12 protein-coding genes are annotated in these 14,444 nt (G+C 62.3%); 3 read left to right on the top strand and 9 right to left on the bottom strand.

Going from position 1 to position 14,444, the window contains the following annotated elements:
* Positions 1–18: 18 nt before the first annotated feature.
* Entirely contained in the window at positions 19–1,569 is a 1,551-nt protein-coding gene (locus PYH37_RS15140; protein ID WP_280735746.1) for a trimethylamine methyltransferase family protein, read from the bottom strand.
* A gap of 90 nt (positions 1,570–1,659) precedes the next feature.
* Here PYH37_RS15140 and PYH37_RS15135 point away from each other — a divergent pair, with 90 nt between their 5' ends.
* A complete protein-coding gene (locus PYH37_RS15135; protein ID WP_280735745.1) occupies positions 1,660–2,631 on the top strand; it encodes a LysR substrate-binding domain-containing protein in 972 nt (323 codons plus the stop codon).
* On the opposite strand, the gene PYH37_RS15130 is transcribed toward PYH37_RS15135, so the two are convergent.
* Positions 2,607–4,004, bottom strand: a complete 1,398-nt coding sequence (locus PYH37_RS15130; protein ID WP_280735744.1) for a putative bifunctional diguanylate cyclase/phosphodiesterase — start codon at positions 4,002–4,004, stop codon at positions 2,607–2,609. The two genes, PYH37_RS15135 and PYH37_RS15130, sit on opposite strands and share 25 nt — an antisense overlap.
* A gap of 230 nt (positions 4,005–4,234) precedes the next feature.
* Positions 4,235–5,959: a response regulator gene (locus tag PYH37_RS15125; RefSeq protein WP_280736051.1), complete on the bottom strand. Its 1,725-nt coding sequence runs from the start codon at positions 5,957–5,959 to the stop codon at positions 4,235–4,237.
* A gap of 388 nt (positions 5,960–6,347) precedes the next feature.
* Here PYH37_RS15125 and mutL point away from each other — a divergent pair, with 388 nt between their 5' ends.
* Entirely contained in the window at positions 6,348–8,150 is a 1,803-nt protein-coding gene (mutL, locus tag PYH37_RS15120) for a DNA mismatch repair endonuclease MutL (protein ID WP_280735743.1), read from the top strand.
* Between the two features lie 121 nt (positions 8,151–8,271).
* The gene (locus PYH37_RS15115) at positions 8,272–8,505 is read left to right on the top strand and encodes a DUF2093 domain-containing protein (protein ID WP_280735742.1); all 234 of its coding nucleotides are present in this window, start codon (positions 8,272–8,274) and stop codon (positions 8,503–8,505) included.
* Positions 8,506–8,529: 24 nt separating this feature from the next.
* On the opposite strand, the gene lpxK is transcribed toward PYH37_RS15115, so the two are convergent.
* From lpxK to PYH37_RS15085, 6 genes are all read right to left on the bottom strand, one after another.
* Positions 8,530–9,570 (bottom strand): tetraacyldisaccharide 4'-kinase, encoded by a 1,041-nt coding sequence (gene lpxK, locus PYH37_RS15110; RefSeq protein ID WP_280735741.1) that lies wholly within the window; start codon positions 9,568–9,570, stop codon positions 8,530–8,532.
* Positions 9,571–9,730: 160 nt separating this feature from the next.
* A complete protein-coding gene (locus tag PYH37_RS15105; protein ID WP_280735740.1) occupies positions 9,731–10,435 on the bottom strand; it encodes an HAD family hydrolase in 705 nt (234 codons plus the stop codon).
* Between the two features lie 23 nt (positions 10,436–10,458).
* Complete coding sequence (gene waaA, locus PYH37_RS15100; protein WP_280735739.1) at positions 10,459–11,772, bottom strand: lipid IV(A) 3-deoxy-D-manno-octulosonic acid transferase; 1,314 nt, start codon at positions 11,770–11,772, stop codon at positions 10,459–10,461.
* A gap of 40 nt (positions 11,773–11,812) precedes the next feature.
* Entirely contained in the window at positions 11,813–12,049 is a 237-nt protein-coding gene (locus PYH37_RS15095) for a DUF4170 domain-containing protein (RefSeq protein ID WP_280735738.1), read from the bottom strand.
* A 58-nt stretch (positions 12,050–12,107) separates the two neighbouring features.
* A complete protein-coding gene (locus PYH37_RS15090) occupies positions 12,108–12,926 on the bottom strand; it encodes a 3'(2'),5'-bisphosphate nucleotidase CysQ (RefSeq protein WP_280735737.1) in 819 nt (272 codons plus the stop codon).
* A 64-nt stretch (positions 12,927–12,990) separates the two neighbouring features.
* Positions 12,991–14,337 (bottom strand): TldD/PmbA family protein, encoded by a 1,347-nt coding sequence (locus PYH37_RS15085; RefSeq protein ID WP_280735736.1) that lies wholly within the window; start codon positions 14,335–14,337, stop codon positions 12,991–12,993.
* Between the last annotated feature and the right edge of the window lie 107 nt (positions 14,338–14,444).

Raw genomic sequence — 14,444 nt, 5'->3', positions numbered from 1 at the left:
CCGCTTTTCGGATCACTCTCAATACCAAGCGTCCGGCATGCTGTTTTTGCGTCTGGTCACATAGTCCGTCAGTGCCTCGTCTATCGCCGCATCCAGGGGCGGCGCTTCGTATTCGGCGAGCGTCTTTTTCCAGCTTCTGTTGGCGCGGAGCGCCATGTCGGTTTCGCCCTGCTCAACCCATTTCTCGAAAGGCTCGTTGTCGGAAAGGGCGCTGTCCCAGAAGGCCGTCTGATAGTTGCGCATCGTATGCTCGCAGCCAAGGAAGTGACTGCCCGGCCCGACCTCGAGAAAGGCGTCCAGGGCCAGCGTGTTTTCATCGACGACGACGCCGGCGAGATAGGAATGGAGCGCGCCGCAAAAATCCGTGTCCATCACGAACTTTTCGTAGGACATGGCAAGCAGCCCGTCGACGAAACCGGCCGAATGCAAGATGAAATTGGCGCCGCAATGCACCGCCGACAGCATCGACATGACGCCTTCCTGCATCGCCTGGGCGTCCGGCCGTTTCGAATTGGAAAAGTTGCCGGCGCAACGCAGCGGCAATCCGAGCCGGCGGGCAAGTTGCCCGACGACCATGCTGCCGATCGCCGGTTCCGGCGTGCCGAAGGTCGGCGATCCGGACCGGAGTGACATGGAGGAGAGGAAATTGCCGAAGATCACCGGCGCACCCTTGCGCTCGAGCTGCGTCAGCGCGCAGCCGGCAAGCGTTTCGGCATAGGACTGGGCGATCGCGCCGGCATTGGTCACGGGGCCCATGGCGCCGCCTAGAATGAACGGAACAATGACTGCGGCCTGATTGGCGCGCGCATAGGCGCGCAGCGACTTCGTCATCGTCCCATCCCAGACGAGCGGCGAATTGACGTTGACGTTGCCGAGAATGACGCAATTCCGATCAACGAAATCGGCGCCGAAGAGGATGCGAGCCATTTCTATCGAATCCTCGGCGCGCTCCTCCGCCGTGATCGAGCCCATGAAGGCCCGGTCGGAATATTTGATGTGGCTATACACCATGTCGAGATGGCGCTTGTTTACCGGTACGTCGACCGGCTCGCAGATCGTTCCGCCGGAATGATGCAGCCACGGGCTAGACTGGGCGAGCTTGATCAGGTTGCGGAAGTCCTCGATCGCGCCGTAACGCCTACCTTTATCCAGATCCATGACGAAAGGGGAACCATAGGCCGGCGAGAAGACGACATTGCCGCCGCCGATCTCGACGCTGCGGGCGGGATTGCGTGCGTGCTGTGTAAACTCCGACGGTGCGGAACGAACAATCTCATTCAACATACCGGGCTCGAAGGTGACCCGGACGCCATCGATCTTGGCGCCGGCTCTCCTCCAATGATCGAGGACGGCCGGATCGTCGCGAAACTCGATGCCGACTTCGGCGAGAATGCGATCCGCCGTCCGCTCGATCCGCTGCAGGCTCTCTTCGCCGAGAATGTCGTAGGTTGGTATGTTGCGGACGATGTAAGGAACACCGAGGCTCCTGCGGCCGCCTTCGCGCCGCTGCGGCCGCCCGCTTCGCGTTCGTTTCGTTGTCTCGCCCGCTGTTGCAGCAGCCAGTTCCATCGTCCACCTCCCATCATTCACAATGATGGTATTGACGATCGAGATCGTTGTAACGTTGGAAAAATTCGACGCATGATATAAGTGGAACTTATGGAAAATCTGCGACGTCTCCTTCCTTCCGCCGCCAGCCTCATCGTTTTCGAAGCGGCCGGCCGCCACCAGAATTTCACCCGCGCCGCCAGCGAGCTCGGAATGACCCAGGCCGCGGTGTCCTATGCCATCCGGGGGCTCGAGGAGCAGCTCGGCGTAGCGCTCTTTCACCGCGTTCACCGGGCGGTCGAATTGACGGAAGCCGGCGAAAAATTCCATGCCGACGTCTCGGTCGGGCTTTCGAGAATCCAGAAGTCGGCCGAGGATATCCGCGCCAAGGGCCGCGAGACGAATGTTACCCTGGCGGCTTCGACGGCGTTCGCGTCGATGTGGATGTTGCCACGACTGAATCGGTTGAGAGAAGACCTGCCGGAAATCGACCTCCGCATTCAGACCAGCGTGCGCGACCTCGATCTCGACGAGGAACCGATCCCTTTGGGTATTCGCGGCGGCGATCCTAACCATTGGCCGCGTTATCACGCAGCGCTGCTTGCCGATGAGGTGATCAACGCAGTGGCGACGCCGGCCTATATCGACGCGCACGGCCTACCTCAAACGCCGGCCGAACTGCTGCGGCACAATCTCATTCATCTCGAGGAACCGGTTCGACGCGCTTGCGATTGGACCGAATGGTTCGCGAGCGCCGGCTTCGCTTATCCCGCCCAGGCGCGGCGGCTCGCGATCAACGATTATGTCCTGGTCATCCAGGCCGTGCTTTCCGGCGAAGGAATAGCGCTTGGTTGGGAGCACCTGATCGAACGGCAGGTTTGCTCCGGCACTCTCGTGCCGGTCGGAGGGCATGTGCTGAAGACCGGCCAAGCCTTCTACGTGGTCTGGCCGCGTTCGCGCGAGCTCAACAGCCAGGCGCGGCGCATCAGGGACTGGCTGTTGGACGAGGGCAGACGCGATCGTTCGGAGATCAAGGATCGTGATGACGCGAGCGGCCGTCAACGCACCGCGACGTCGCGATAACGGTCAGAGAGATAGCGCATGGTGGTGACGGCGTCGGCCGGCTTGCCATAAAAGTAGCCTTGCCCCATGCCGCAGCCGAGCGCTTTCAAAATCAGCGCCTCGGAGACGTCTTCGATGCCTTCGGCCACGACCTCCAGTTCCAGCCCTTCGCACATCGAAACAATGGCCTTGACAATGTGTTCCGAGGCCCGGTCGGCTGAAATTCGGGAAACGAAGGCGCGATCGATCTTCACCTTGTCGAAGGAGAAATCCCGTAATCGGCCGAGGCTCGACTGCCCAGTCCCGAAATCGTCGAGCGAGACGCACACACCCGCGGCCCTCAATTCGGACACGATCTTCTGGGCGACACCGGTGTCCGTCATCACTGCGGTTTCGGTGATCTCGAGTTCGAGGCGGTGCGGATCAAGGCCCACCTGATTGACGATTGCCAGCAGACGGGTGCTGGTCGCCGGATCCATCAACTGCGCCGAGGACAGATTGAAGGATAAAAAGAGTTCTCTCGGCCAGGAGAGGGCAGCCTGGGCCGCCTTGCGCAGGAGCGCCTCCGCCAGCGCCTCGATGAAACCGCGCTCTTCCGCGAGCGGCACGAATACGGAAGGCGAGACATAGCCGAGATCCGCATCGCACCACCTGGCAAGCGCCTCGAAGCCGACGACCGCGTCATTGCGAAGGTCGACGATCGGCTGGAAATGCACATCGACCTCGTCGGCGATGATCGCATTACGCAACGCTTGCTCAAGTTGCGTTGCGCGCTTCATTTCCTGAGCAATTTCCTGCGAGTAGACGGTGATCTGACCACGGCCGCGGCGTTTCGACCGATAGAGGGCCGTATCGGCGCTCTTCAGGAGATCGTCGAAAGTATCGCCTGCGAAGGGGTAGACGGCGAAGCCGAACGAAGCCGACAGGCGGACATTGCGGTCGCCGAGATCGAACGGGGCCGAGAGCACCTCCTTCAGCACCTGGCCAAGTTTCTCCGCGCCCTTTCGCTCGAAAACCAGTGGCAGGACGATGGCGAATTCGTCGTCCGCCGTGCGCGTTACCGTGGCGCCGACCGGAACGCAGGCTTTCAACCGGAGCGCCACTTGGCACAAAATCTGATCGCCGGCCTCCGGTCCGAACAGATCGTTGATCGGTTTGAAACCGTCGAGATTGGCGAGGCCTATGGTAAATGGAGCCGGATCGCTTGCCCGTTCTGCCGCCAGTTCGCGGACTCTCTGCTGCAGTTGTCTTCCGTTGCCCAAGCCGGTCAGTGGGTCGACCGACAGCGCAGGCCCGGCATGCCCATCGGATCGAGCCGCATCGTCCGCCCGCCGGAACGTGTGCCCGGCTTGCGAGAAAAAAAGGTGCTGGGCGGCTGGATGGGGCGGATTCATGCCTGCGATGCTCTACTCTGTCCGGCAGTTGGACGCAGACGATGACAATCAGCGGTTAACAATCCCATATTGCTTCGCTATCAAATCTGCCGTGAGTATCCCGGTTCTACTGCCTGGTTCCTAAATCGGCGACGGTCTAAGAATGAAAACATGCAGCAATTCAAAGTGCTACAGCGACCTTTCTGGTCTGAAAAGACGCACGGCGCTGTAGTGAGTTGGCACATCCAGGATCAGCTCGCCGCGCGCATGTTGGCAGCCGGCATGTGTTTCCTAAGCAGGGCCTCGATCATATCCGGACTGACAGGCTTCATGATGTGGTCGTCCATGCCTGATGCCCTGCATCGCTGAAGATCGATATCGGAGGCGTGGGCGGTAACGGCGACGACAGGCGTATGGCGGCCGGTGCGTTTTTCAGCCTCGCGAATGGCCGCGGCGGCCTCGAAACCATTCATCACCGGCAGCGATATGTCCATCAGCACCAAAGCGGGTTGAAGTTCGTGCCAGAGTTCCACGGCCTCTCTGCCATTGGCAGCGATCCTGTGGGAGACACCGAGACCTTCCAGTATCTGCGCGAAGACGAACTGATTGATTTGGTTGTCCTCGGCGACCAACACCTCCACCTCCGGCGCATGGGTGCCGGAAGGGACGTTGTCCTCGAAGGAAATCTCCCAGTCCGGCTGCGCAAGCGGCGGCCGCGATTGGCGGCGTTCGGCACAGACGCGAAAAATCTCCGCAAGCAGCGAAGTGGCGTCCACATCGGGCGAAACCTGCAAAAGCGGGCAGTCACGCCACGAGCCAGCAATATCATCCCTGCCCGAAAGCGCGGCATCGAGCAGCAGAGTGTCGAGCTTCAAACCGCAATTTTCGGCGGCGAGCACAAAAGCGCGAAGTTCCTCGATGTTGCGCACGGCACAGGCGTCGAGGCCGGAGCCGCGCAGGCGCTTTATCACCCGTTCTTCCATATCTCGATTGGCGGTCGCCAAAAGCACGCGCAGTCCACGGGCCGGCAGTGTCTCGATCATCGACCCGGCTTCGATGAGCTGCTGAACGTTCAGCGCCCGGAACGGATCGTAGAAATTCTGCGCGGGCGCAAAAATGCTGTAATCGCGGATCTGGAGACCGGCATTGACGCTGCCGTCTTCCCCACCGTGATACCAAGCCGCTATGTCGGTCACGTCATTCATGCAGGTTACGACGAAATGGCGACCGCCCACGCCGACGCGGTATTTCCGGCTGACGACCCAAAGGTCGCTGCCGTCGGCGCGAACGATATGTTCCGCCTCCGAATAGGGCGCGCCCGTCTCCAGCACGTGTCGATCCGATTGTTCGAAGCGTTCCGCGAGCTCCGCCTCCACGAGATCCCAGGCCGAACGCCCGAGGATCGCCTCTTGCGCCAGATCATGAACTGCGCAGAAAGCCTTGTTCACGGCGATGTAATTCAGGTTGCGATCCTTGACGCATATCGGATTGGGCTGGGCATCGAGGATCCGTTCCGTGAGCTCGACGCGCTCAAGATCGGTCTGCAGTTGCTCGTCGCGCTTCTTCTGCTCGGAGACATCGCTCATCGACAGGATGCCGATTCCGCTCGACAGCCGGCGCTTACGCAGGCAGATCCACCTCGTCCGGCCGGCCCGTTCAATATTCTCGTAGCGCTCGCGCCAATGAAGCGCCATGTGTTCGGCGATCCAGTCTTCTCGATTGGTCCGGCGCCGGCTGTTCTCCGGCAGGGTTCCGGGGCGTATGCCGGTGTCGTAGACCACACCGAGAAAGTCCCGGAGCCGCGTACCGGGCGCGAGAACATGTGCCGGAACGGGGAAGAATTGCAGCACCGCGGCGCTGGCAAAAAGGATCGTGTCGTCTCGACCGCAGACGAGCAAGGCGAGGCCCAGCGCATCGCAGCTCGACTCCAGAACGATCTTGCTGATGTCCGCGCCACCCGGCGCCACATCGTTCATTACATTGCCCTCGTTTTCGCCGACTATACGGTTCCCGAAATCGGCTTCCGATTTCAGGAACTGCAGCAATTCAAACTGCTACAGCGAGGCGTCTGAAAAGACCGGCGGCGCTGTAGCGGCGGCCTCAATTTCGGGGACATGCTGGGGGCCTTTGACGGCACTTCTTCGGGCGGGATGGGGCAGCGTCCAGCAACGCCGCGATGCTCCAAAGACAAAACCCGGGATCATTCAGGTTGTTGTGGAACGTCGCAGCAGAACGTTAAGGCCGAATTAAATCGTATTACCTTTTTTGCCGGATTGTCCCGCGTCGATCCACTCTTTCCACCGGCGCATCGGCTGAAGAGAACGAGCCCCTTTCCCTCCGGCGCCGAATCCTGGAAAATGCGCCATGGTCATCAAGCAACTTTCCGAAACCCTCATCAATCAGATCGCTGCCGGTGAGGTCATCGAGCGGCCCGCCAGTGCCGCCAAGGAGCTGATCGAGAATGCGCTCGACGCAGGCGCGACGAGAATCGAGATCGCGACTGCAGGGGGCGGCAAGACGCTGCTCAGGGTCACCGACAACGGAAGCGGCATGTCGCCTTCCGATCTCGAATTGGCGGTCCGTCGGCATTGCACCTCGAAGATCAGCGATAACCTAACCGACATCCGGACGCTGGGCTTTCGCGGCGAAGCCCTCCCCTCGATCGGATCGGTCGCGCGTCTGTCGATTACAACGAGGACGACCGGTGCAAATGAGGGTGCGGCGATCGCCGTAACGGGCGGCAAGACTGAGGCGGTCCGCCCGTCGCCCGCGAATATCGGAACCGTGGTGGAAGTGCGCGATCTCTTCTTCGCCACACCCGCACGGCTCAAATTCATGAAATCGGAAAAGGCGGAAGCCGCGGCGATTTCTGAAGTCGTCCGCCGCATGGCGATCGCCTTTCCGAAAGTGCGCTTCGTCCTTTCCGGTTCCGATCGCGCGACGCTCGAATTTCCGGCGACGGGCGAGGATCGGCTGGCGCGAATGGCGCAGGTGCTCGGCAAGGATTTCCGCGACAACGCGCTCGAAATCGACGCGGAACGCGAGGACGCGCGGCTTGCGGGATTTGCCGGCGTGCCGACATTCAACCGCGGCAATTCGCTTCAGCAATATGTTTTCGTTAACGGCCGGCCGGTCCAGGACAAGCTGCTTCTCTCCGCGATCCGTGCCGCCTATGCGGAAACCATTCCGCAGGGACGTTACCCGATTGCCGTATTGTCGATCACGCTTGACCCCGCGCTGGTCGACGTCAACGTCCATCCGGCAAAGTCGGATGTACGCTTCCGCGACCCGGGATTGATCCGCGGGCTGATCGTCGGCGCAATCCGCGAGGCCTTGGCGCGCGACGGCGACCGAGCCGCGACGACCGGCGCGCGCGGGATGATGCACGCCTTCCGGGCGGAGCCGCAAAGGCCGCGAGAGACCTGGACGGCGGCCGCTTCGCCCTACCGCCCGATGCGTTTCGATGAGCCCAGGCGCGGTTTTGCCGAAGCGCCGCAAGCGGCCTTCGCGGAATTCGCTCAGCCATCGGCCCGTGCCGCCGCGCCGGCCGCCGAGGTCACGGCTGCCAATGGCGATCGCGAACCCTCTTTCCCGCTTGGCGCGGCACGGGCACAGCTTCACGAAAACTACATCGTCGCACAGACGCACGACGGGCTCGTTATCGTAGACCAGCACGCCGCGCATGAGCGTCTCGTCTTCGAAACGATGCGAACGGCGCTCCATTCCCGTCCTGTTCCTGCGCAGGTCCTGCTCATTCCCGAGATCGTCGACCTGGCGGAGGATGACTGCGATCGATTGATGGCGCATGCGGAGGAGTTCACCCGGCTCGGCCTTGCCATCGAGCGCTTCGGGCCGGGGGCGATCGCCGTGCGCGAGACGCCGGCGATGCTCGGTGAAGTGGACGCAGTGGGGCTGGTGCGACAGCTTGCCGACGAACTTGCGGAATGGGATACGGCGAATGGACTGGCGGGGCGGCTCGAATATCTTGCCGCAACCATGGCCTGCCATGGCTCCGTCCGCTCCGGCCGGCGAATGCGAACGGAGGAAATGAACGCGCTGCTTCGCCAGATGGAGGCTACCCCTGGCTCCGGACAGTGCAATCACGGTCGGCCGACCTATATCGAGCTAAGGCTCTCCGATATCGAGCGGCTTTTCGGCCGAAGTTGAAAATCCGTTCGAGTCGATAGACGTCACGTGGGGACTTGGATTCCGCCGGGATTCCGCTGGCCTTTTCCCGGGCGCCGCGATAGATCAGTACATCCAGCAGGTGACGAGGCAGATACCCGCAATGATGAACCGTTTTGAGGGAAGCTCCTCCCGCGAGGCGAAGATCCGCTATCTCGACGGCGACTTCCAGATCGTGCTTGCCGGATCTCATGTCGTCTGCGCCATGACCGGCAACGCCATTCCAGTGGACGAGTTGCGCTATTGGAGCGTCGCGCGTCAGGAGCCTTATGTGGATGCCGCCGCCTCTCTGGAAGCGGAGAAGCGCGCCGGTGCCCTGCCGAACCAGCGGCGCTGACGAACTCGGGCACTTTTGTTCTATCTAGCTCGACTTAGCCGGGCGCAACTTGCGCGCCCGGGCGGCGGCAAGCGTCGCGTCGATGATTTTGCCCGGCACCGAGGGATCGTCGAAACGCACGTCGATTTCGATCACCTTGCTCTTCGCTGCCAACTCGCCGGCCCTTCCATGACCGGGTTCGAGACGCACCATGTCCTTCGCCGTGGTCACCAGCTTATAGCCCTGGCTTGCCGCACGATCGAGGAGATCGGCGACTTCGTCCTCGGAGAAATGGTGGTGATCCGGAAAGCTCCGCGTTTCCCCGATGATTGCGCCGGTCTCGCGCACCGTTCGGTAAAACTTTTCCGGATCGGCAATGCCCGCCCACGCAAGAACTTCGATGCCGGCAAGCGACCCATCATCAACGCGGACCGTTTCCGCCGCGTAGACGGGCTTGCCCGCGCGCGCGGCACGGCGGATCAGAAGATCGGCCGCGGATCCATGGCCGAGCTTCAGAAGCGCGGTCGCATGGCGAAGCTGATCGGGTATCGGCGCCCGGACCGGGCCGGACGGCACGAGATGACCGTTGCCAATGCCGCGGCCGGAATCGATCACCAGCAGGGCGAAATCGAACGCGAGCCGCGCGCTCTGAAAGCCATCGTCCATGATGATGAAATCTGCGCCTTCGGCGGCGAGTCTCTCGGCGCCCTCGACGCGCCGCCGACAGACGACCGTCAGCGCCTCGCGGGCGAGAAGCAGCGGCTCGTCACCGACATCGCGGGCGCGATGGTGGTGTGGATCGACGACGGTCGTAATATCCAGCGAACCACCGTAACCACGGCTGAGGAAACCGGGCTTCAGCCCCCTCGCCTTGGCGGCGCGCGCAAGTGCGATGGCGGTCGGTGTCTTTCCGGCGCCCCCGACAGTGAAGTTGCCGACACAGATCAACGGCAGCGACGTCGCGACACGGCGGCCCCGATCCATGCGCATTCCGGCGACACGGCCATAGAGCCAGGAGAACGGCCAAAGAACGTAGGCGCGCCAGTCGGCCTTGGTCCACCAGAACGGAGGCGCTTCCGAAACCATTTCTACCTATGCTGCCTCCACGGCCGCTCCTGCCCTTGAACGGCCAGGAAGATGAAGCCAGAACTATCCGTCACGCGGCTACCGGGCTCGACGACGGCATGAACGCCGACAAAAGACGTCAGAATGGGAAAAAAGGCAAGGCGATCAGGTGACGTCGGCTTTAGAGGAGCGCTTCCAACTCGGTGATGTCTGTCAGGCAATGATCCGAAGCATCGGCGAGCGATTGGCGCGAGCCGGTTCCCGTCAGCACCGCCACCGTCATGCCGACCCCGGCGCTGCGGCCCATATGCATATCGTGGTTGTTATCGCCGACCACGACCACCTGTCGCGGCTCGAGCCCGGTCGCTGCGCAGAAACCGAGCACCATCCCCGGCTCCGGCTTGACGCCGTAACCGCTGTCATAGCCGGCCACATAGTGCAGGTAGCCGTCGAAACCGAAGCGTCTCGCGGTTTCTCGTATCGAACGTTCGTTGTCGCTCGATGCGACGCCGAGGCGGTAGCCCTTGGCGTGCAAGCCGGCGAAGAATGCACCGAGATCGGTCACCGGCACAGCATATTCCGCGGAGCGCGAAAAGAGCCGGTCGAAAAGCGCCGTCAGCTCTTCCACGGTGAACGGCGCGCCGGCCGCAACCATGCCTGCCGCGATTTCCACGGTGTTGCCGGCGGCAAGCAGGCTGTCCGGCGCGACGTGGCCTGTATCCGGATCCATGCCACCCGCCTGAAGGAGCACTCTCGCCAGGCTCTCGTCACCCTTCGCTGCAATGCGCGCCAGCTCATAGTTCACCGGCACCCAGCTTTTCACATAATCGAGAAGGGTGCCGTCCTTGTCGAACAAGATGCCGGCGATGGTCTTCGGTGCACTCATGGTCCCGTCCGAAATTGGGCGCGTCAGCTGTCCGCACGCGGCTGCAGCCGCGCCTTCACCACCAACGGGTTGATGTAAGGCTCGAGCCCCTTCACCGTCACCGTTAGCGCGCCACGCATCTCTTGCACGGCTTCAAGGCCCGCATCGATCATGGAGCGACGCATGTCGTCGTTGGCGAGCAGGTAGTTGACGCCCTTGGCGAGCATCTCGACATCGCGCACGATCTTGGCGCTGCCGTTCTTGGACATCATCTGATAGGTCTCGCGGAAATTCTGGACATTGCCGCCGGAGAGCACCGCACAGCCGAGCATAGCCGGTTCCAACGGGTTCTGCCCACCCTCGGCAAAGAGCGAACGGCCGACAAAGGCGACCTCGGTCAGCCGCAGGTAGAGGCCCATCTCGCCGATCGTGTCGCCAAGAAAGATGTCGACATCCGGCGTCAGCGGATCGCCGCGCGTGCGCCGTGCGATCTTCAGCCCCTTGGCGGCCAGGGCAGCTTCAATGTCGTCACAACGCTCGGGATGCCGCGGAACGATGATCGTCAGTAGCCTGGTTCGTTCCATCAGCGCCCGGTGAACGGTCGCCGCGGCGTTCTCTTCGCCGTCAAAGGTGGAGATCGCAGCCCAGGTCTTGCGGGTGCCGATTTGCTGGCGGTAGTCGCGCAGAGCTTGCGGGTCGTGCGGTAGGGCGTCAGTATCGACCTTGAGATTGCCCGAGACCATGACAGGCAATGCACCGAGCGTGCGGAAGCGCTCCGCGTCGACGTCGGACTGTGCGATGACGAGCGCCAGGTTCTCGAAAAGCGCGTCGGCGAGCGACGGCCGCTTCTTCCAGCGTTCGAAACTCCGATCCGAGAGACGGGCGTTCACCAGAACTTGCGGGATCTGGCGCCTGCCGAGTTCGATGATGGTCATCGGCCAAATTTCCGATTCCGCGATGATCGCCAGATCGGGCTCCCAGTATTCAAGGAAACGGCTCACCGCCGGCTTGAAGTCGAGCGGTACGTATTGATGCACGACGGTCGAGCCCAGGCGCTCCGCGGCAACGCGGGCCGACGTCATCGTGCCGGTGGTCAGCACCACCGCAATGCCGCGCCTATGGATTTCCTTGATCAGCGGGGTAACGGCCGCCGTCTCTCCGACGCTAGCGGCATGGAACCAAACGAGCGGCCCCTGCGGACGCGGAGCGCTCGCATAGCCGTAGCGCTCGCGACGTCGCGCCGCATCTTCCTTGCCCTTCGCCGCGCGCAGGGCGAGATAGGACCCGACGAAAGGATAGATTGCGGTCCCGATCCAACGATAGCTGGAGAGCGCAAGTCGTGCGCGAAGGCTGCTCATGGCCGCTCGCCCTCACCCGCGCGTCTCGGCGACATCGGCATCAGTCGTTTTCCGGGTCGAGAAGGCGATGCATGTGGACGATGAAGTAACGCATATGGGCGTTGTCGACGGTCATCTGTGCCTTGGCTTTCCAGGCGGTATGGGCGCTCTCGTAGTCGGGGAAGATGCCGACGATATCCAGCGTGTTCAGATCGCGGAAATGGACGTCCGTGAGCGTCGTCAGTTCGCCACCGAAGACAAGGTGCAGACGTTGTTTCTTCTCGGGATTGTGAGCCATCGGATTTCCATGTTTTTCTTGAAGTTGGGCGTTGGTTTGCTGCATTCACCCCCAAAGGTCAATGGCCCTCCAGCGGTCTGGAGGCGGCAAGCAAAGCCGAAAGCGCCGACCCCGATGCCGCACCCAGAATTCCATGAGTGACAATCGGGCGATTGTAGGACAATGGCAATCCGTCCAGGCTGCGCAGCGCTCCGCCCGCCCGCGCAAGAATGAGGTCTCCGGCCGCCAAGTCCCAGTCGTGCGAGTTCCTCTTCACGATCGTCCCGTCGATGCGCCCGTCGGCGATCATCGCCAGCCGATAGGCAAGCGAGGGCACGTGCGACACACGCGCGATCGATTCACGGTAGGGAAAGGTGAGCTTGTCAACGAGGTCCCCAGCCATGGCGATTTTCAGCGTCTCGCCGGGCTCGGGATCGCGCACCGCGATTGCGGCTCCGTTCTTTCGTGCTTCGCTATCGCAGGTCGCCTGAAAGACCTCTCCAAGCGCCGGTGCAAAAAGCACGCCCGCGACCGGTCGCCCATGCTGGACGACGGCAACGCTCACGCACCACTGCTCCTTGCCGGCGATGAAGGCACGTGTGCCGTCGATGGGATCGACGACAAAAACCGTATCCCGGGAAAGACGCGTCTCGTCGTCGTCGGTCTCCTCCGATAGCCAGCCATAGCCGGGGCGCGCGGCAAGCAGCCGTGCCTTGAGGACATCGTTGGCGGCGAGATCGGCTTCGCTGACGGGCGAACGCCCTTCATTTTTCCAGCGAACGCCCACGGCCCGACGGAAATACCCCAGTGCAGTATCGCCGGCCGCGACGGCTGCGGCGAGGATAAGCTCAAGATCCTCGTCCCAGCTCGGCATGATCGGAAGGGCTGTTTCTGACATTCGACTCCGTACGCGCGGGACCTGCCCGCGCGCCTCAGGTATTGGCGGAACGCACCGCCTGCATTCAGGTTCCAGCGAGCGTCATGCCTTCGATCGCAATCGTCGGCGCGGCAATGCCGAACTTCCTGTCGATATCATCGGCGGGCGTCAAGGCCATGAACATCTGTTTGAGATTGGAGGCGATCGTCACCTCCGACACCGGAAAGGCGATTTCGCCGTTTTCGATCCAGAAGCCGGAAGCCCCGCGGCTATATTCGCCCGTCACCATGTTGACGCCCTGGCCGATGAGCTCGGTTACGTAGAAACCGGTGCCGACGCCGCGGATCAGATCCTCCCGCGAAATTTCTCCAGGTTCGAGGGCGAAATTGGTCGAAGCTGGATTGACGCTAGGACCATTGCGAACGCCGCGCCCGTTGGTTTCGAGCCCCAGCTCCTTGGCAACGGATGTTGAAAGGAACCAATGCTGCAGTACACCGTCCTCGACCATCGACAGTTTCGAACCACTGACCCCTTCACCGTCGAAGGGGCGCGAGGAAGCGCCGCGGACGATCAGTGGATCGTCGGTGACGGCAATGCCGGCTTTCATGATTTGCTTGCCCATCATATCGCGCAGGAAGCTCGTCTTGCGCGCCACGGAGGCACCGTTGATGGCGCCTGCGAGATGTCCCATGAATCCGCGCGCCACGCGTGGATCGAAAACGACGGTTATGTTCTTCGCGGTCGGAACCTGACGCGGATTGAGGCGCGCCACCGCGCGCTCGCCGGCGACCCGGCCGATGTCCTCGGCCGCGCGCAGCTCATCGAAATAGAGCCGGCTGTCGAAATCATAGTCACGCTCCATCTTCGTGCCTTCACCGGCGATCGCGCTGACGGAGCAGCCGAAACGAGTTGCCATGTACGAGCCGGAAAACCCATGGGAGGTCACAAGCACGAGACCGCCCATCCCGGCGGAGGCACCGGCGCCGCTGGAATTGGTGACGCCGGATACCGCGAGCGCCGCCGCCTCGGCGGCCAGCGCAGCCTCCGTCAGTGCCTCGGTCGAAACCTCCCGGCTGTCGAAAAGGCCGAGATCCGGGTAGGACTTCGCCAGCCGGTCAGGGTCGGCCAGCGACGCATAGGGATCCTCGGGCGAAGCCTTGGCCATCGCCACCGCCCGTTCCGCCAAGAGTTTCAGGTCGAAACCGGGATTGGCCGAGACGCTGGCGACGCGCCGGCCGATGAAAACCCGCAGCGAAAAATCATCGCTTTCCGAGGCTTCAGTCGCTTCGACCTTGCCCAGCCGAACCGAGACGGAGCGGGAGTGGCCACGCACGACGACGGCATCCGCGGCATCGGCGCCCGCCCGAAGGGCGAGATCGACGAGGTCGGCAGCATGCTTTTCGAGGGTGGCGGAATCGATCGTTTCAGACATGATGTGGCCTTTCATTCCTGCCCCATTTATTGTGCACTGAAGCATGCATCAAGGGCATCAACGCGATTCCCGCTCCAACAGCCAAATGAACTCCGGCCGAGGCCCGT

It is taken from the genome of Sinorhizobium numidicum (genome assembly GCF_029892045.1).
GTDB lineage: Bacteria > Pseudomonadota > Alphaproteobacteria > Rhizobiales > Rhizobiaceae > Sinorhizobium > Sinorhizobium numidicum.
Note: the sequence above shows the minus strand (reverse complement) of the source record. Positions and strands in the feature narration are given on the sequence as shown.